At 56.5% G+C, this 18,426-nt stretch carries 13 protein-coding genes and 1 other RNA gene; 8 read left to right on the top strand and 6 right to left on the bottom strand.

The features are described 5' to 3' along the window. Positions 1-69: 69 nt before the first annotated feature. Positions 70-459, bottom strand: a complete 390-nt coding sequence (locus E8D52_13600; GenBank protein ID TKB66724.1) for a helix-turn-helix transcriptional regulator — start codon at positions 457-459, stop codon at positions 70-72. Positions 460-720: 261 nt separating this feature from the next. Here E8D52_13600 and E8D52_13605 point away from each other — a divergent pair, with 261 nt between their 5' ends. The 5 genes from E8D52_13605 (at position 721) to ssrA (ending at position 8,264) form a co-directional block, all read left to right on the top strand. Beyond that, on the top strand, positions 721-2,583 hold the full coding sequence (locus E8D52_13605) for an ATP-dependent DNA helicase RecQ (protein ID TKB66725.1): 1,863 nt from the start codon (positions 721-723) through the stop codon (positions 2,581-2,583). Between the two features lie 834 nt (positions 2,584-3,417). Then, positions 3,418-4,914: a DUF2868 domain-containing protein gene (locus E8D52_13610; protein TKB66726.1), complete on the top strand. Its 1,497-nt coding sequence runs from the start codon at positions 3,418-3,420 to the stop codon at positions 4,912-4,914. Further along, the gene (locus E8D52_13615; protein TKB66727.1) at positions 4,911-6,383 is read left to right on the top strand and encodes a DUF3482 domain-containing protein; all 1,473 of its coding nucleotides are present in this window, start codon (positions 4,911-4,913) and stop codon (positions 6,381-6,383) included. Before E8D52_13610 ends, E8D52_13615 begins: the two co-directional genes overlap by 4 nt. Positions 6,384-6,455: 72 nt before the next feature. Then, entirely contained in the window at positions 6,456-7,712 is a 1,257-nt protein-coding gene (locus E8D52_13620; protein TKB66728.1) for an NnrS family protein, read from the top strand. A 204-nt stretch (positions 7,713-7,916) separates the two neighbouring features. Then, positions 7,917-8,264, top strand: a transfer-messenger RNA (tmRNA) gene (ssrA, locus tag E8D52_13625). A gap of 170 nt (positions 8,265-8,434) precedes the next feature. Here the strand turns inward: ssrA and E8D52_13630 are convergent. From E8D52_13630 to E8D52_13640, 3 genes are all read right to left on the bottom strand, one after another. Beyond that, positions 8,435-8,755, bottom strand: a complete 321-nt coding sequence (locus E8D52_13630; protein ID TKB66729.1) for an XRE family transcriptional regulator — start codon at positions 8,753-8,755, stop codon at positions 8,435-8,437. After that, positions 8,748-9,077 (bottom strand): type II toxin-antitoxin system RelE/ParE family toxin, encoded by a 330-nt coding sequence (locus tag E8D52_13635; GenBank protein ID TKB66730.1) that lies wholly within the window; start codon positions 9,075-9,077, stop codon positions 8,748-8,750. The genes E8D52_13630 and E8D52_13635 overlap by 8 nt, the downstream gene beginning before the upstream one ends. 470 nt (positions 9,078-9,547) lie before the next feature. Beyond that, positions 9,548-11,332 carry a glycoside hydrolase family 15 protein gene (locus tag E8D52_13640; GenBank protein ID TKB66731.1) on the bottom strand — a complete coding sequence of 595 codons (1,785 nt, stop codon included), beginning with the start codon at positions 11,330-11,332 and terminating at the stop codon, positions 9,548-9,550. A gap of 48 nt (positions 11,333-11,380) precedes the next feature. On the opposite strand from E8D52_13640, the gene E8D52_13645 reads away from it, so the two are divergent. Both E8D52_13645 and otsB read left to right on the top strand, forming a co-directional pair. Continuing rightward, positions 11,381-13,621 carry a trehalose-6-phosphate synthase gene (locus E8D52_13645; protein ID TKB66732.1) on the top strand — a complete coding sequence of 747 codons (2,241 nt, stop codon included), beginning with the start codon at positions 11,381-11,383 and terminating at the stop codon, positions 13,619-13,621. A gap of 10 nt (positions 13,622-13,631) precedes the next feature. Then, positions 13,632-14,459, top strand: a complete 828-nt coding sequence (gene otsB / locus E8D52_13650; GenBank protein ID TKB66733.1) for a trehalose-phosphatase — start codon at positions 13,632-13,634, stop codon at positions 14,457-14,459. 18 nt (positions 14,460-14,477) lie between these two features. Here otsB and E8D52_13655 read toward each other — a convergent pair whose 3' ends face one another. Next, the gene (locus tag E8D52_13655) at positions 14,478-16,025 is read right to left on the bottom strand and encodes a hypothetical protein (GenBank protein ID TKB66734.1); all 1,548 of its coding nucleotides are present in this window, start codon (positions 16,023-16,025) and stop codon (positions 14,478-14,480) included. Positions 16,026-16,220: 195 nt separating this feature from the next. Here E8D52_13655 and E8D52_13660 point away from each other — a divergent pair, with 195 nt between their 5' ends. Further along, entirely contained in the window at positions 16,221-17,546 is a 1,326-nt protein-coding gene (locus E8D52_13660) for a UDP-glucose/GDP-mannose dehydrogenase family protein (protein TKB66735.1), read from the top strand. A 161-nt stretch (positions 17,547-17,707) separates the two neighbouring features. Here E8D52_13660 and E8D52_13665 read toward each other — a convergent pair whose 3' ends face one another. Continuing rightward, complete coding sequence (locus E8D52_13665) at positions 17,708-18,418, bottom strand: HEAT repeat domain-containing protein (GenBank protein TKB66736.1); 711 nt, start codon at positions 18,416-18,418, stop codon at positions 17,708-17,710. Between the last annotated feature and the right edge of the window lie 8 nt (positions 18,419-18,426).

An 18,426-nucleotide genomic window follows, 5' to 3' on the forward strand; every position in this document is an offset into this window, starting at 1 on the left:
TTTCAATGGATTGCGAGTGATCGCATTTCTGCGTTTCAGGTTGCGGTGCTTGCTGCTACTGGTCGTGCATCATGCCTTCTGCGGTTTGAGGTTGCGTGCATGCGGTGTCCGCGTTTCCGATGCCCGGACTCGGGGGAATTTTTTGGTACCCGGGTACTGTTTCTTTCCCCAGACAATGATCGCCTCTAGGATTGGTTCCAAACCCTCTCCTCTCTTGGTCAAGCGATATTCGTAGCGAACGGGATTTCGTTGATAGGCATGCCGACGGATCAGGCCGGCAGCCAGTAATCTGTTTAATCGCTCCGCCAAGATGTTTGATGCCATGGCTTCCGGTGAGGCTAAGAACTCCTGATAGCGTCGTTTGCCCAAGACCACATCGCGAATCACCAGCAACGTCCACTTATCCCCGAGGAGATCCAGAACATTGGTGATCGGGCAGGATGAGCGTTTGAATGTCATAGCGCTGCAGATAGCCTGTGTGTCAGTGATACTCAGCGGTGAGGGTAGCACTGTAACTTGCAAAATGCAAGTCAGTATACATGCCGCGATATGAGAGGCGAAGATTGTGACGCGCTTGCACATCGTGCATCTCACCTGGCAAGCTGGGGGGGGGAGCTCCTATCGTGCGATCTCGCCCGCTCGACTTGCTTGCCGCTAGTTGTCTATACTCCATTCACTTTGATTCGTAGTACCACTCTATCGTGCTGATTGATCTTCCCTGTGAATGATCTGACTCGACAGCTCAATGAACGGTTTGGGTTTATGACGTTTCGGCCTGGCCAGGAAGACGTCATTCGCGCCGTGTCGGCGGGGCGCGATGCGATGGCGGTTATGCCAACGGGGCAGGGGAAGTCGCTCTGTTACCAATTGCCGGCGACCCTGCTCCCTGGGTTGACGCTGGTAATTTCTCCGCTTATCGCGTTGATGCAAGATCAAGTGACGGCCATGAAGCAGCGGAAGATTTCTGCGGCGGCGTTTCACTCCAGCCTCACTGGGTTAGAAAAGAATCGCGTAACGCAGGATCTCCAGGAGCGGCGGCTGCAGTTGCTCTACGTGGCGCCGGAACGGATGCAACACGAGGGATTTCTCCGGTTGTTGCGTTCCCTCTGGGTGTCGTTGTTGGTGGTCGACGAAGCACACTGCATTTCCCAGTGGGGCCATGATTTTCGGCCCGATTATCTCAAGATTGGCCGCCTGCGGCAGGAGCTCACAAATCCTCCCTGTTTGGCGTTGACTGCCACGGCTACCGCTCGTGTGCAGGTGGATCTGTGCCAACGGTTGTCGCTTCGTGATCCCTTCCGACTCGTCGCAGGGTTTCGTCGAGCGAATCTGGCCCTGTCCGTTCATCTTTGCCAGTCCCGCCAGGAGAAATTAGCGACGCTGGAACGCGTGGTTGGCAAAACGGAGAAGGGGACGATCCTGGTCTATTGCGCGACCCGCCGGGGCGTGGAGGAGGTGGCTGCATGGCTGGGACACTCGTATCCGGCAGTCAGCTATTACCACGCTGGTCTTTCGGATGAGGAACGACGGATGGTCCATGAGGAGTTTCGTCGAGGAACGGTCCGAATCCTGGCCGCGACGAATGCCTTCGGCATGGGCATCGATAAGCCGGACGTTCGTTTGGTCGTCCATTTCGACATTCCTGGAAGTCTCGAGGCCTATTACCAGGAGGTGGGGCGTGCCGGTCGCGATGGACGGCCCGCGGCGTGTGCGTTGTTGTTCCATGAGCGTGATCTGGCCACGCAAGAATACTTTATCGAGCAGGCATCAAAAGATCCTGAGGGCACGGATCGCGCTGGGCGAATGAAGACGCTTCTTCAAGAAATGTTGGGGTATGTTTCGACGTCGACCTGTCGGCAGCTCGCGATTCTTGAGTATTTCAGCGACGACGCCGAGCGGGCGTTAGGCCCATGCGGCCTGTGCGATCGTTGTGTCACGCCAGCGCAACAACCTGGCCGCTTGATCTCCCACAAAACCGAAGTTTCCGCGAAGGCCATCTTGGAAACCGTGTCCTGGTGTATGGAGCGGTTCGGCATGGGCCGCATCGTCGACATGCTTCGTGGAAGTCGTTCGAAGGCGCTGTTGGCCTATGGTGCAGAAAACTGTCCGACCTACGGTATCTGTCGGGCTCAGACCAAGCCCGTTGTGACTGGTCTGGTGAAGAATCTCATTCAGTCAGGGTATCTTCGCATCGAGGGTACCGAGTATCCCACGCTCGAATTGACGTCCAAGGGGCGAGAGGTACTGCAAGGGGTTTGTGCGGTAGCATTGCCACAGCGAGAGGACCCTCAGGCCGATGTATCGGTGGACAAGCCACGTCGCTCGTCTGCTGTCTTTGTAGGCATCGCTCAGGCGTCAGTGCCGGATCGACAACTGGTTGAACGGCTTAGGCAACTCCGTTCTGAACTGGCCGAGGAAGAGGGCGTGGCGCCGTTCCTGATTTTTCACGATAAAACGTTGAAGGCCATTGCAGGCTACAAGCCGGGGACGCCGGCAGCCTTGTTAGAGATTCCGGGTATCGGTGAGATGAAAGCAGAACGCTATGGCCGGCGGGTGTTGGCTGTGGTCAATGGAGATCAATAACGATCAGCGCGATTGGTTGTCGGCGGTCGACGCTCAGCTCTCAATTCATACTGAAAGCCGTGGAAAGCCCTTGGGAGTCCACGAGAAAGAACACGTGAGGCGAGCGTCGCTGTCTGCCAGGCTCGAGCAGGGCTCGCTACGCAGACGATGGCCCGTTGCCGGTCTGTTACTGCCGGGCGAACGGGAAGCGAGCCGTGACGAGCCCACGAGGAAGTGGTCGGAACCCAGCTATGCTGCCTGAGTTTGTGCAGCGAGTGGGTGCACCACACGCGACATGCGCCTTCTGATTCTTCGAGCCTCGTGCATCATCCGATTATAATGGATGAGGGGATCCTCGATATTGCCGCAGGCTACGCAGCGCAGCCCCCGCATCCACATCGGCACATAACTTTCCTGTATATCCAGTAAGTGATCCACAACCATTAAGCCACTGCATCTCGCGCATTTCATGGGAGTCCCTCCTTGAGAGTAGGTCGAGCACAGATGATCTGTACTCGTAATGACTCATTTACATACGCAATGATGATGCCACGGGGAAACTTGCACCGCTGCGTGGCCGTATGTGCTTGTCAAGGTTGAGACTGGAGCATGCTTCCCAGGTGTGATCCGACGCTCACGCTGGAATGGTTTCTACTGCAGACCGTATCTCAAGTGATACGTCCAAGGAGACGAAATGATACAGATCTTCGTACAGAGACCCACAGCCGCATGATACGGGATGAAGAACCCCCAACATGTCATTGACGGAATCATTCCGGAACTCGATAATGCGCCGAGTCGCGATATGGGGGGGGGACCATCCATTCTGAACAGCAAGTACGTAGCTGACCATCGATGACGCCTGCCCAACTTGCTAAGGTGCTACTGGTTCAGGCTTGCGAAGAACATGACCCGGACCACAAGTTTATCTTGCGGTACGAACGGGAGCCGCCTCGCCATGGAAACGATCCAAGAGACCGCACGGTCGCAGAGGATCCAATGCGGGCTGGTGACGCTCGGGTTATTGAACGGGCCGAGCACATTGTCAATCGACTGACGCACAAGCATCCTGTGTTCAACTCAGCTTTCGCCGTCTTACGGATCAAGACTCCGGTCACGCTGCTGATCGGCTGTGCCCTGGTGGGAGGCTTCCTCGCCGACCCTATCGGACCAGCTGGCCACATTAACCTTCTGAATTTCCCCCTTCTCACTCTCCTGCTCTGGCATGCGGTGGCCTATATCGGGTTGCTCTACAGCATGGTTGTACCCCGACCGTCACGAGATCGGTCGCAGCCAGGTCTGCCGGGGTTGGTGGAATGGCTCTTGGGACTGGTCGTGAAGGGACGGCTCAGCCGACTTCGGTCTGATCGCGCACAAAGTTCCGACGAACAGCAATGGATTGCAGCATCCCTCGCGACCTACGCGGCACGCCTGCTTCACAGTAGCCGTGAATTGCTGCTCACCCATGCCCGCAGCCTGCTTCATGTGGCTGCGGCAGCACTGGCGATAGGTGTGATTGTGGGGCTCTACCTGCGTGGTTTCAGTTTTCTGTACAAGGCGGGATGGGACAGCACGTTCATAGAGGCTGAGGGAGTCCACACCTTTCTCTCTATCCTTTTCGCACCGGCTGGTTGGTTCTTGGGGATCCCGATGCCTGGCGTGGAAGCCATCGCCGACCTACGCGGTACGGCCAGGGGTAATGCGGCGATCTGGATTCATTTCTGGGCGATGACCACGGTGCTGTTCATCGTTCTCCCGCGAACCCTGCTCGCCGTGACTGCATGGATGGGCAAGACCCGACAGGCCGCCGATGTCCAGCTGCCGAGCGATGAACCGTATTTTCGGCGTCTCCTGAATCCCTATCGAGGAAAGGGGTCGCTTGTGGAGGTATTGGCCTATAGCCATCGTGTGAAGGAGGCCGATGATCGGCTTCTGGCATTCCTCAGCGACGCTTTCGGCGTTCTGGCGGACATTCACATGGGGCACTCAGTCCAGTACGGCGAGCCTCCTCCACAATTTCCAACCGATCCCGATCGCGGTCTTTGTGCCGTGGTCCTGTTCAATGTGGCCCAGGCTCCCGAGGAAACACACAGCGAATTTTTGGAGGAGCTAAAAACCATGGTTCGAGGTAAAGGCCGACCCAACATGCTGCTGGTTCTATTGGATTGCGAAGCCTATACGCAGATCGACCATGAAAAGCGGTTGAGGGAACGATGCCAGGCTTGGGTGACGCTGGCGAAAGAGTGCGGACTCCAGGCCCTGAAATACCGAGACCCTTCCGGACCGCCGGAGGGGGAACTGGGAGCCTTGTCCGATAGTTTGTGGCCTGGTGATTTTCGAGGAACACAATGAGTGTCGAGAAATCGCAGATCGCCCTTTCTTTGATTTCCCATACGAATATCGGAAAGACCACGCTGGCTAGAACCCTGCTCCGGAAGGATATCGGCCTCGTCGCCGATCGGGCTCATGTCACGCTTGAGAATCAAAAGTACACGGTGTTGGAAACGGACGTAGGGGAGTCTCTCCAGCTCTGGGACACGCCCGGCTTTCCCAACTGCCAAAAGATCCTCTCGCGGTTACAGGGGGCCAAGAATCCGATCGTACGGATTGTGACGGAAGTGTGGGATCGATTTCGTGACCGGCCTTCATGGTGTGCTCAACAGGCGGTGTTGAATGTCCAGCAAGAGGCGGACGTCGTTCTCTACCTGGTGAATGCGACCGAAGAACCGAGCATGGCCGGATACATCGCGCCGGAACTGCAACTACTGGAATGGATCGGGAAGCCCGTCATCGTTCTGCTGAACCAAACCGGCCCCCCCAGGGACCGTGCAGAACAGCAGTGTCTCGAACAACCTTGGAAGGATTACTTCGCTCGGTATGGCTTCGTCAGGGGTGTGCATAGCCTTGATGCATTCAGCCGCTGTTGGGTCCAGGAAGGTATTCTATTCGAGACCATTCAATCGCTGCTCCCTTCTCACGATCGCCAGCTCATGAATCGATTGTTCACCGTCTGGCAAACCGCGAATCTGACCGTCTTCCATGCGGCGATGGAGCAGTGGGCTATGCTGGTGTCACGCGCCGCGAAGTCTCGGGTGATGACCAGGGGTGACGGCTCACCGATGGAAATGCAGAAACAACAGGCCGTCGATGGCCTCTTAAAGGACTTGGTGAACGAGGTTGGAACGACGACGAAAGGGGTCATTGCCTTGCATGGCCTGGAAGGGAATGCGATCGGCGTGATCCAGGCTAGGATGGAACATGTCGAAGTACAACGAGGCTCGCAGAGCCGTGGTGATGCGACCCTCAGTGGGACCGCCATCGGCGGGATCGGTGGAGCCCTGACCAGCGGAGCCTATGCCGGGCTCCATCTTGATGCGGCGACGGGTGGGGTCAGCATGGGCCTGTTCACGGTCGCCGGGGCAGTGGTGGGAGGTGTGCTTGGATTTCTCGGAGGGGAAGCCTGGGCAGAACGGCGGGCGGGGAGTATCCCGACTCCGGTGACGTGGTCGGATGAGTATCTGGATTTGCTGGTTCAAGACGTCATCATCCGGTATCTGGCCATTGCTCATTTCGGCCGAGGCCAAGGACAGTATGTTGCCGATCCCGAAGATCCCAGGTTCTGGATCGAGAACGTGAAAACCTTGGTTTCGAAGCACCACACCACCTTGCACGACGTGTGGGCACGCTTACGGGGGCAAGATCTCGTAGCCAAAACGGAAGAGCAATCCACACAACTCACGGCGTTGTTGACATCCATCACCCTCAAACTGCTTTGGAGCACCTATCCTGCCTCCAAACGGTTTCTGAACCGCCTGGGATAAGACCGACGGGCCGCCCATAGAACTCTTGCCCTCGGTTGACAGGCTCTGACCTACACCACACAATCAAGTACTATGACACCAAACGAGATTCAGATGGCTGGCCAGTCAGCTGCAACCGTGCCGCAAGAGGATGACGAACCGACGTTTCCTCCCTACGAAGGCCCGGCGTTCTTATCATATGGGTTTCGCCCGTTCTTCCTGGGTGCTGCGCTGTTTGCTGCGCTATCCGTCCTTGTCTGGGTTGCCTTGTTTGCAGGGAAGACTCAAGCGGTCTTTTTGTATTCCCCGCGTGAGTGGCACGTTCATGAGATGCTTTTCGGGTATCTGCCGGCCTTGATTGCCGGATTCTTATTGACGGCCATGCCTAATTGGACGGACCGAATGCCGTTGAGAGGGGCACCGTTACTGACCCTGTTTCTGCCGTGGCTGGCAGGACGGTTGCTCGTGGCAGTGCCTCTACCGGGAGCCTCCGCTGCCGCAGTTGTCGATGGAGCTTTTCTAGTTATCTTGGCTACCTATGTCTGGAGGGAAATCGTTGCAGCTCGCAGCTGGGATCGCGCACCGATTGGTGTGCTGGTCAGTTTTATTGCCGGCGCCAATATTCTCTTTCATGTGGCTGCGTTGCGTGGCATGCCGACAGACCTTCCCGAACGGCTGGCGCTCTCCGTCATGACGATGTTATTGACGATCATCGGAGGACGTCTCGCTTCCACCTTTACGCGTGAGTACCTGGCTGACCGGAACGTATTCAGACTGCCGGAGGTATTTTCTCAGACTGATGGAGGCGCAATCATTCTTGTGTTAGTGAGCGTCATCAGCTGGATCATTGGTCCGGAAAGTATGTGGACAGGAACCGCGCTTTTCGTAGCTGGGGTGGCGAGCGTGGTACGTCTTTTCCGCTGGGGAGGGTGGAGGACCTGGAAAGAACCACTCGTGCTGATTCTGCATATCGGGTATGGATGGGTGGCGCTGTTTCTCATCGCCCTTGGGGCATCGATTCTAGGGGTTGGCTTCTCTCCTGAAAACGCGGTTCATCTCCTCACCACTGGAGCGATGGGCGCGATGACGCTCGCGGTGATGACTCGCGCGAGTCTTGGCCACACGGGACGACCGCGGCATGCTGACGGGTTTACCGTGTCGATGTATGTGCTGATCAATGTTGGGGCGCTCCTGCGAATCTTGGTTCCCAATATCGATATTCCTACGGCTCTCACCTATACGCTACTTGGCCTCTCTGCGCTCTGTTGGAGTGGGGCCTACCTGCTCTTTGCGTGGGTCTATGGCCCGTACCTCATCCGGCCAAGCCTGGATGAAGTAGCGAAAGCATAGAAGGGTGCGGTGGCGCCCTTGATACAATACCCATGGGCGGGAAACTGTTGGCAGGTGGCTTCCCATTGACTGGTGCGGTATCATGAGTATCTATGATAAGTATCGGTGAGTCAGGAATCTTTTGAAGATATTCAAAAAGGTCTTCTGACAAGGCCGCAGTGAGCGAGATCGCAGCTGGCGGTCATTTTCTACAACCTGAACAAAGGGGGCGACCGGTTTCGACGGGGATACTGAGGTCACTGTTGCATGTCGAGCTCTCGGGAACTCGTAAAAGTCCGAGAAAACGCAACTGCCAATCAAGAACTGGCACTCGCAGCTTAATTAACTGCGACGTTCTTCCATCTGATGCCCGCGGGGGTGGAAGAGCGCGATGCAGCGGGCTGGTCCAAGGCCGGTGCTCAGCGGCTGCGGACGAGAACTTTCTGGGCTAGCGGCTGTTCTAAGCCTGCCGACTGGCGTGGACGGCGGCGAAATTTAAATTGTCGGCTACACATGTAGATACAGTGCACTAACGATCTTCGGACAGGGGTTCAACTCCCCTCGCCTCCACCACCAGCGTTGATCACGCTGGTTCCGGTCAACAGTCGACCAAATGTCCCGGTTGCCGTGAAGCGGTAACCGGGCCTGTGGTCCTCCCCAATGGGTTCACACAGGATGTGTCCCTCCAGCAACGTTCTCAGCATCGCTGATCCGGTAGGGTAGACCCCTGTCCGAAGTTGGGATTAAGCAGAACGACGCACCCGGGTTAGCCGCCTGTGCTTGGGATGTTCTAATTCGACTCGGACGGGCCTCCCAAGCGCCGCGGCCATGTTCACCAGCGCATCTAATGAAAAGCGCGAGATCCGTCCGCGGAGAAGATCATTAATCCGCGGCTGCGTGACCCCACATTGAGCGCCCGCTTCCATCTGAGTCCACCCGTTCTCCTCAATGACCTCGGTGATTTGCCGCATGAGTCCAGATCGCGCACGCAAATTCGCCGCCTGTTCGGGTGTATCGGCCAAGGCATCCCACACACTGTTGAAACTGTGGATCCTCTTAGTCATATCTCCCTCCCCTAAGTTCAGCATACCGCGTTCTTGCCAGCTCGATGTCGCGCTCGCTCGTGGCCCGTGTTTTCTTCTGAAACGCATGCAGTACGTAGACGGCTTCAGCGAAGCGGGCTATATAGAGCACGCGATATGTGCCAGATTCACCCCACACGCGTAGCTCTTCGACTCCCTTTCCGACCGACGGTATCGGTTTGAAGTCCCTCGCGGCCTTGCCATGCTGGACTCGTTCCAGTTGGTATCCCGCATCATGTCGCACCGGTTCCGGAAACCGTCGGATACACTCCAGCGAGTCTCCGAGAAAACGAAGCGGTTTCATGGGGCGATTATACCTGTTTGGATATACCACGACAAGCCCAAGAAGATTCGATCAAGTGGGGGCTCAAGGGCACCGAGTTAGGTGTCATGTGGCAAGCACTGTCCCTTGGATTGTGAAGGTGAGAGAGGGGCCAATAGAGGCTATCAACGATGGGTTGAGCGCCTCGCCTCCACCAAACCAACCTTCGGTTGACCCGCGGGCTCTTTTTCGTTTTATCGAACTGGCGCCCGCGGATAAACACCTCCAGTGACTTTGCTTTAATCTCGGCGGCTCATCCCTTCATGGACGCCGCCGGAAAGAGTCTTCAACCCACCAATATGCTTTCCTTGGGGTGATCCGACACCTCTTCTATGGTTTATGGGATTGAAAGAAGACTGATAAGCCTCTCACGGCAGCACTGATTGCAGAGACTCCACTGTCTGTTTCCGGAATGCTCCTAATGGAAGAGGGTGGATACGTTCACTGTGCTGCTACAGCACGTCACTCCATGGCGGGCTGACGGCGAACGCGGCGTTGATCAAGCCGACGTGGGAATAGGCCTGCGGGAAGTTCCCGAGTTGGACGCGAGTTTCCGGCACGAAGTGCTCCGCAAAGAGCCCGACGCCATTGGCCCCGGTGAGAATCTGCTTCATGATCTGCTTTGCCTCAGCGAGACGACCCAGTTTGGCGAGCGCTTGAACGACCCAGAATGAGCAAATGACAAAGCTCGACTGAGGCTTGCCGAAATCGTCTTGCCGTAGGTAGCGGAAGAAAAATCCCGTTTCCTTTCCGTCTTGGCGCACGGCGAGGGCGTGTTTGATCTGCGTGATCGTCGTATCGCACACCTCTCGATCTGGAAATCCGAGAATGGCCAATTGAGCTAAGGAGGCGTCGTAACTCTCGTCAGTCGGTCCATTCCGGAGGGCCTTGTTCTTGGTGGCTTGCAACAAAGCATTTGCCGCTCGCGCGCGGGCGCTGTCCAGGTTGGTCGGTAGATCGCGGAGGAACCCGGCTTGCTGCATACGGTAGGCTCGGTCTAGTCCGGCCCAACACATGAGATTCGTGAACGAATGCTCCTTCCAGCCATTACGAATCTCCCATGGTCCGGCATCCGGCTGAGAGATGCTTCGCTCACAGAGGCGGACCAAATTGGCGACCAGCGCTTCATGTTCTTTGGTCCGCAGGTCAATGAATCGATTGTCAAAGAAGATGGGAGCCAGCGTGAGAATCATCTCGCCGTACACGTCGCTCTGTATATGTTCGGCTGCCTGGTTGTGGCTTCGCACGGGCCGGCTTCCGAGAAATCCCTGCCAGTTGGCATACTCAGTTTCCGGAAGGGGCAGGTCCTGACTGAGTTTATACACCGGCGCCAAGCGATCGTGGGATTGCTCACTGGCATAGCCGACATTCAGAAGAAACTTTAGGAAGCCTTCCATTTCTTCAAACTGGCCGAGATTGTGAAACGCCGAAAGCGAGAAATGGGCATCGCGTAGCCAGCAGTAGCGATAGTCCCAGTTTCGTGGCCCCCCTGGCTCCTCGGGCAAGCTGGTGGTGGGCGCAGCGAGAATCGCGCCGGTGTCCTCGTAACAGTTGAGTTTCAGTGCGAGGGCCGAGCGGATGACCTCCTCCTGATAGATGACCGGGATCGAGCACTGTTTGACCCAGGTCCGCCAGTACTTGGTCGTCTGATCGAGAAATTCGTGACTGACTTTCACGAGATCATCTTCAATCCCGAGTCCCCACGTCAGTGCGAAGTACATCTTCGACGTCAGGATGACCGGCGTTTCCTCGCAGAGGTACGTCAGCGGCATATTCGTCAGCAACCGCAAGTAGTCTCCCCGAATATCGTATCGAACGTGGCTGCTGCCGCGGACAGGTCGAACCGGCGCTTTCTCCCAACCGGAGACTGGCTTGCAACAGACACGAATCGACGGTGATCCGCTCAGCGGCTCGACGATCCGAAAGAGGGCGGCTGGACGATAGATACGGCCATATTGCAGGAAGCGAGGGCAAAAGTCGGTAATCCGGAAGGCGTCCCCATTGGGTAACGAGACGGTGGTAATTAGGATATTGGTGTTTGGGAGGTATTGTTGTGTCGTGGTCGTTTCCGAGGACGGGATGGATGCGGAGATGGAAAACTGGCCACCCTCCTGGTCCAGGATTTTCCCGAAGATCGGTGGGCTGTCTGGTCTCGGGAGGCACAGCCAGTCGAGAGACCCTTGTGCACTGATCAGCGCGGAAATTTGGCAGTTTCCGATGAGTCCGTACTGATACACAGGCTGACCATATTTGATTTCTCTACGAAAGTAAACTACCTTGTTTCCATGAGGTTACTCGCGCTCTCTCTGCGGTTTGTGCTTCCCTTGGTGATCGTCTTGGCCGTGATCGCCTATGGGGTCGTTCCGCTCGTCGACTCACTCCAATTGAAATGGTTTGTCCGCGATCTCGATATGCGGTCTAAACTCATGGTCAATACGATGGAGGGACCGCTGGCGGAGCTTCTGGTCAAGAACTCTCAAGACAAGATCTCTGCCTACTTTACGCGCATTATTCAGGATGAGCGGTTGCACGCCCTGGGCTTTTGCGACATCGAGAACAGTCTGCTCTATGAGACCCAGGCTTATCCGCAAGACGTCACCTGCAAGGATACGCTCGATCTCGCCCCCAACTCGTCTACCGTTCGGTCGTTCAGTAGCGGACCACTCCATATCATGTCGGCGTCCATCGAATCCAGCGGGCACCGGCTTGGACGTCTGTTACTCCTCCAGGACATGAGGTTTATCCAACAACGGAGCAGCGATACCAAACGCTACGTCTTTTATTTATTTGCGGGGCTGACGGCAGTTATTTCGCTCGTCACGGTGCTGGTCGCACATTTCAGCTGGAAAGAATGGGTGGCCGGGGTACGAGCGATGGTTAAGGGAGAAAGACTACTGACCCCTCTCACGCAGGGGCAACATGCTCCGGAACTCCAGCCGCTGGCGAAGGACTTGCGCTCGTTGGTCCAGGCTCTTGAGACCGATCGCCGCATGCGCGATGAGACGCAGATTTCCTGGTCTCCGACCAGTCTGAAATCCATTCTTCATGAACAGTTCTCGGGCGATCAGGTGCTGATTGTGTCCAACCGGCAGCCCTATGCCCACTTTTGGCAAGATCAGAAAATCGTTGTGCAGGTGCCGGCGAGCGGGCTTGTCTCGGCGCTTGAGCCGGTGATGCGCGCTTGCTCTGGGACATGGGTCGCGCACGGGAACGGATCCGCGGATCGAGAGGTGGTAGACGGCCGGAACCATGTCAGTGTTCCGCCGGCGCATCCCACCTATGAGATTCGGCGTGTGTGGCTGACCGCCGAAGAAGAGGCCGGATACTATTATGGGTTTGCCAACGAGGGGTTGTGGCCGCTCTGCCATATCGCTCACGTCCGGCCCACGTTCCGTTCATCCGATTGGAAACACTATGTTGCCATCAATGAGCGTTTTGCGCAGGCCGTCTACGAGGAGGCCACGACCGACAATCCGGTTGTGCTTGTTCAGGATTACCATCTCGCCCTGGTTCCAAAGCTCATCCGAGATCGATTGCCGACGGCGACGATCATCACGTTCTGGCATATTCCCTGGGCTAATGCGGAAAGTTTTGGGATCTGTCCTTGGAGGCAGGAGATTCTGGAAGGGCTGCTCGGAAGCAGCATTCTGGGATTCCATACCAGAGTCCACTGCAACAACTTCATCGACTGTGTCGATCGGATACTCGAGGCGCGCATCGATCGAAACAGTTCAACGGTTTCTTATGGGGGGAAGATGACAGCGGTCAACCCCTATCCGATCTCCATCGAGTGGCCGCTGCAATGGTTGCGCGACCAGCCGCCGGTCCCTGAATGCCGAACCAGGTTGCGGGAGATGTGTGGGATGCCTCCGGATCGCTTCGTGGGCCTGGGAGTGGAGCGTCTAGATTATACGAAGGGGATCCTGGAGCGGTTCATGGCTGTGGAACGATTGCTGGAACTCCAGCCCGAATGGATCGGGAAGTTTACCTTTATTCAGATTGCCGCCCCCAGCCGTGCCATGATCGAGCAGTACCAGTATTTCACCAGCCAGGTCTTAGCGTTGGCGGAGCAGATCAACAAACGGTTTGGGCATGAAGGCTATGAACCGATCTGCTTGCGGATTCAGCATCACGAGGCCTCTCAGGTCTATGAGTGTTATCGTGGAGCAGACCTCTGTGTGGTCAGCAGTCTCCATGACGGCATGAATTTGGTTGCGAAAGAGTTCGTCGGTGCCCGGGACGATGAGCAGGGAGTGCTGATTCTGAGTCAATTCACCGGAGCCGCTCGGGAACTGACGGAGGCGCTCGTCATCAATCCCTACGACATCGATCAATTTGCGGCTGCGTTTCACCTTGGCCTGACGATGCCGAAGGTGGAGCAGCGGGCCAGGATGCAGAGCATGCGTGGACTGATTCAGGAGTTCAATGTGTATCGCTGGGCCGGTCGTATGCTTATCGATGCCGCACGCATGAGACAAAAGGAGCGAGTCATGCAACAGGTGCGGCGGCCGAGTCTGCTGAGTTGATGGAAGGACCATGGATTATCTTTTGACGGAAAAAGGGAAGCTTGATCTGGAGGCCATCCTGAAGGGCCGGTCTCTGTATGCCTTTGATTTCGACGGGACTCTGGCGAAGATTGTCCGAGAGCATCATGCGGCGCGGCTCTCGCGCCCCATCCGTTTCTGGCTTGAGAAACTCGCGACGCGCGCTCCCACCGCCATTATCTCGGGACGCTCCGTGGAGGATCTGCGCTCACGTGTCGGGGTCGCCGTCCCTCACTTGATCGGGAACCATGGCTCAGAAGGCCCTCACACGCGCCAGGAGGACATTCAGCAAGTCCGAGAGACCAGTTCTGGATGGCTGGAATTGATCACCGAACGATTTCAGAATGAGCTGACTCGAAGCGGTGTGGTCGTCGAGGATAAATCCTATTCGCTCTCATTTCATTATCGAACGGTCGATCAGCGAGACGAGGCTCGGGCGCTTATCACTCGCATCATTGCTGAATTGTCTCCTCCTCCTCGCATTGTCCTTGGGAAGTCCGTCGTCAATGTGATGCCGCCTGCGGCGTCACACAAGGGGACGGCCTTGCTGGAGTACATGCGCAGACTTGACTGTAGCACGGCTCTCTACGTGGGAGACGACGAGACCGATGAGGATGTCTTTGCGCTTCGGGATCACCGCATTCTTACCGTGCGAGTCGGCAAGAAGAAGGGGTCCGCCGCTCGGTATTTCCTCAAAAGACAGACGGAAATCACCGAGATGCTTCGACTTCTCGTCGAGGTCGGTGACCAAAACATTCACGCCTGGAGCGGCTGCCATGAACAGGGAGCCACTCGGCCTGTTCCGCACCCCAACGAATAGATCCGGAGAAGCCTGTCCTCATTCCACCAATTGTGATCGTTCTCGCCCAAGGAGAAGATCGTAGGGGGCAAAATCGTCGCTTAGGACGACGCCAGGTGGCCAGGGTTCGGTTCGGCGAGTACTCAAGAGCGCGATTGTTTCCATCGGCAGGCGCTGATGCATCGCCAAGTCCGTGACCTTTGCCACAAGACTGCTTTCTGATTCATGCTCAATCGGGCGGCCCCCAAAGAAGATCAGATTCTTAGCCGGGGTCATTCCTGTTTTCCACGGCCCCTCGACGCCGAATGTGGTGAGGACTGGAAAGGCCTGGCGCATGGTTTGAACTACTGCAGCGGCTCGAGCGAGGTCGCCTTCTTTGCCGGATGAAGCCAGATTGACTGCGACGATTCCCTCCGGGTTCAGGTGCCTTCGCACCAAGGAATAAAACTCCGTCGTGGTGAGATGAAAAGGGATCATATCTCGCGCGAAGGCGTCGATCCACATGACATCGTACGTGTGATCCGTCGCGTTGAGAAAGGCTCGACCGTCCTTTACGAAGACGTGATGATTCGCCGGCGGGCGATACTCAAAATACTCTTCGGCCATTCGGACAACGACCGGGTCGAACTCCACGATATCCATCTCCAAATCCGGCCAGTGCCGTGCCAACCACTTTGCGATCGAACCGCCGCCATGCCCGAGAATGAGGCCGCGCTTCGGTTCGGACACCAATGCCAGCGAAGACACCATCATTTGGCTGTAGGGGAGGAAGAGGGTTGTCGGGTCGACTTTCCACATCGTGGCGTGGAACGTACGATCCAATACAAGATACCGAAAGAGATTGTCTTCTCGAATTCGGACCTGCTGGTATGGACTTTCCTCTTGATAGATAGGGGTCTTCAATCGTTGGATTGGGTTGAGAGCCATGGTTCCCAATAGGGCGAAGCAACCAAAGGCCATCAGTGATACCAATGGGCGGGCTGATGTTCCTTTCATAAACCACAGGACCCCAAGTCCGACTTGAATACCGCCCAGCCAGGCCATCAGGGACTGACTTCCGAGCCACGATAAGAGAAAGAAGGCGGTGCCCCAGGTTCCGGCCAGACTGCCGACCGTCGACAAGGCAATCATGCGCCCTGTCTGCCGACCGAGGTGCTCCATGTCGGCGACCGCCAACCGTAACATGGCCGGTAAGACGCCGCTGAGCCCGAACGCGGGGGGGGCGAGGAGAGCAGTCGCGGCGAGGCAAGGGCCCCAGCGAGGGTCTTGCACCATCTTCTCGATCTCAAACAGAATAGGTTGGTTCGCCCACGTGACGAGAAATGTCCAGCTTCCTGAAAAAAGCAACAGGGCGGCCAGCACCCCACTGCCGGTATAGCGATCCGAGATCCACCCGCCGAACGCGTATCCGCTGCTCATCGCGGCCAGGATCACTCCTATCAGTGCGCCCCAGACAAACAACGAGCTGCCGAAGACGGGAGCCAAGAGCCGGCTGCCAAGGATTTCCAAGGCCATGACCACTGCCCCGGTCACGAGAGCGGTCAAGAGCAGAAACCAGCGGGGAATATGTGCAGGATGTCCAGTCATCGATTTGGCAAAGGTGTTGAGCCTCTCTCCTCATAGAGTGGGAAACGGCGTCGGATTGTACTCAACGCATTTTCCGAGAGTCAACGAAATGTAGAGGACCGTTCATAGTACTGTTCGCTCTTGGAATTCGTTGCTCCATAAGGCTCAGGTTGTTATACTTTCACACGATTTACGTAATACAACGAGGAGGAGCCCATGCACATCAGTGTGATCGGAAGCGGTTACGTCGGACTCGTGACAGGAGCATGTTTCGCCGAGTTTGGCGTTCACGTCACCTGCATGGACAGTGACAGCCGAAGAATCGAGAAGCTTGAAAAAGGCGACGTCCCGTTTTATGAACCAGGTCTCAAGGAATTGGTGGCGAAGGGAATCAAAGAAGGCCGACTCAGTTTCACCACGGACATTGCAAAGGCCGTCGAGAAGGCGTTGGTCATCTTTATCGCTGTTGGGACTCCCCCTAGGGGTGATGGGTCTGCCGATCTCTCGTATGTGGAAGAAGTCGGCAAAGGGATTGCGCGGCACATGACGGGCTACAAGGTCATCGTGACCAAGTCCACAGTACCCGTCGGCACCGGTGCAAAACTACGTGAGGTGATTGCCAAGGCTCAGACGAATGCCTTGGGATTCGACATGGTCTCAAATCCAGAGTTCCTCCGCGAAGGGTCGGCCATCGAAGATTTCATGCGACCGAATCGCGTGGTGATCGGGGCAGACAGCGATCAGGCAGTGGCGATCATGAAGGATCTGTATCGCCCGCTCTATCTAATTGAAACCCCCATCGTTGTGACCGACGTGCCGACCGCTGAGCTCATCAAATATGCCTCCAATGCTTTCCTGGCCACGAAGATTTCGTTCATCAACGAGATTGCGAACCTATGCGAAAAAGTTGGAGCCAATGTTCAAATGGTGGCGAAGGGCATGGGGCTTGACCATCGCATTGGCGGGAAGTTTCTTCATGCAGGCCCGGGCTTCGGAGGCTCATGCTTCCCGAAAGATCTCGCCGCACTTATTCAGACCGGTGAGCGAAATGGCTATCCTATGCAGATTGCTTCCGCGGCTTCACGGGTGAATGATATTCAGCGAGAACGGATGATCGAGAAGATCCGGGAGGCGGTTGGGGGACTGAAAGGGAAGACGTTGGCGATGCTGGGCCTTTCATTCAAACCCAATACCAATGACATTCGTGAAGCCCCGGCTTTGGCGATTGGTCGAGCCCTCCTGGCCGAGGGTGCGAGCATTCGCGCGTATGATCCGGAGGCCCTAACGGAAGCGTGCCAGATCATGCCTGAACTCCAGCCCTGCCGAGACACCTACCACGCGGCTGAAGGAGCGGACGCGGTGGTGATTATGACCGAGTGGAATGTGTTTCGAACCTTGGACTTTGAAAAGCTGAAGTCGATCATGCGCGTTCCTGTCTTGCTTGATCTCCGAAACGTCTATGACCCTGAACGCGTGGGGGCTGCTGGCTTCAAATATGTATCGGTAGGGCGTATGGCACGGAGGCCTAAGAGCACGCGCTGAGCGGAGCTCGCAGGGTGTCCCCAAAATCCGTTCAGCAAGGCCGCAGCGAGTGAAGAGGCGAATCGTACGCTGAACCGTACGGTGAGCTTCTGAGCCCGCATCGCCGACTTTGCGAGGCGTGCGATGCGAGAATGCCGCTGGCCGATGTTTTCAACACCCTGCTAGGTCAACCTCGGCAACTCAGCTTTCGGTGTGTCCTTCGTTTTCGGTTTGTATCCCATTCGATCGAGCACCTTCATGATTCGGGTTGTCAGCCGATCATCGGCGTCGGTCAACGCAGTGGCCAGCGGATCGACGGCTGGTTTGCCGATCTTCCGAAGAATCTCAGTTGCGGATTGACGAATTTCGTCCTCTTCGGATACCAGGAGTGGAATAAGCGATGGCACGGAAGGGCCACCGAGTTTGATCAACGAATCATAGGCGCGTTGCCGCACGTCACCAACTTCGTCGCTCAACGCCGTCACCAAGGGATCGATGGCGCGCGGATCTTTCAACTCCCCCAAGACCTCTGCCGCGTACTTCCGATTCAACCAGTGTGAATCTCTGAGATCGAGCAACATGGCGTCGGCTTTGGCGGCGTTCGGATCTTTCGCGCGAATCTTAAAACTCTTCGCGACCCGCTTCCCGCCTTCTTCGACCACACGAATCGTGGCACCGTCTCCGACCTTGATCCTTTTGAGGTCCTCGAGCGCTTCCTCAGCCACATCCAGCACGACGGTCTTGCCGTCGTAAGCCAGGAGCTCAACCTCGAGCTGTTTGCTCTCAGGGTTGACCGCCACAACTCGCTCGGTGACCAGGTTGAACCCGTCCTTCTTCTCTCCACCTTTCAGCGCGATCTGAATCAACTTCGGAGCTTCATCCGCCATGGGCATGTATCCTC

It is taken from the genome of Nitrospira sp., assembly GCA_005116745.1.
In the GTDB taxonomy this organism is placed as follows: domain Bacteria; phylum Nitrospirota; class Nitrospiria; order Nitrospirales; family Nitrospiraceae; genus Nitrospira_D.

Coding starts and splice junctions, on each gene's coding strand:
- E8D52_13665 (TKB66736.1), bottom strand. CDS start 18,418: ATGCCCATGGCGGATGAAGCTCCGAAGTTGATTCAGATCGCGCTGAAA.
- E8D52_13630 (TKB66729.1), bottom strand. CDS start 8,755: ATGACTAAGAGGATCCACAGTTTCAACAGTGTGTGGGATGCCTTGGCC.
- E8D52_13600 (TKB66724.1), bottom strand. CDS start 459: ATGACATTCAAACGCTCATCCTGCCCGATCACCAATGTTCTGGATCTC.
- E8D52_13645 (TKB66732.1), top strand. CDS start 11,381: ATGAGGTTACTCGCGCTCTCTCTGCGGTTTGTGCTTCCCTTGGTGATC.
- E8D52_13610 (TKB66726.1), top strand. CDS start 3,418: ATGACGCCTGCCCAACTTGCTAAGGTGCTACTGGTTCAGGCTTGCGAA.
- E8D52_13655 (TKB66734.1), bottom strand. CDS start 16,025: ATGACTGGACATCCTGCACATATTCCCCGCTGGTTTCTGCTCTTGACC.
- E8D52_13660 (TKB66735.1), top strand. CDS start 16,221: ATGCACATCAGTGTGATCGGAAGCGGTTACGTCGGACTCGTGACAGGA.
- E8D52_13615 (TKB66727.1), top strand. CDS start 4,911: ATGAGTGTCGAGAAATCGCAGATCGCCCTTTCTTTGATTTCCCATACG.
- otsB (TKB66733.1), top strand. CDS start 13,632: ATGGATTATCTTTTGACGGAAAAAGGGAAGCTTGATCTGGAGGCCATC.
- E8D52_13635 (TKB66730.1), bottom strand. CDS start 9,077: ATGAAACCGCTTCGTTTTCTCGGAGACTCGCTGGAGTGTATCCGACGG.
- E8D52_13620 (TKB66728.1), top strand. CDS start 6,456: ATGACACCAAACGAGATTCAGATGGCTGGCCAGTCAGCTGCAACCGTG.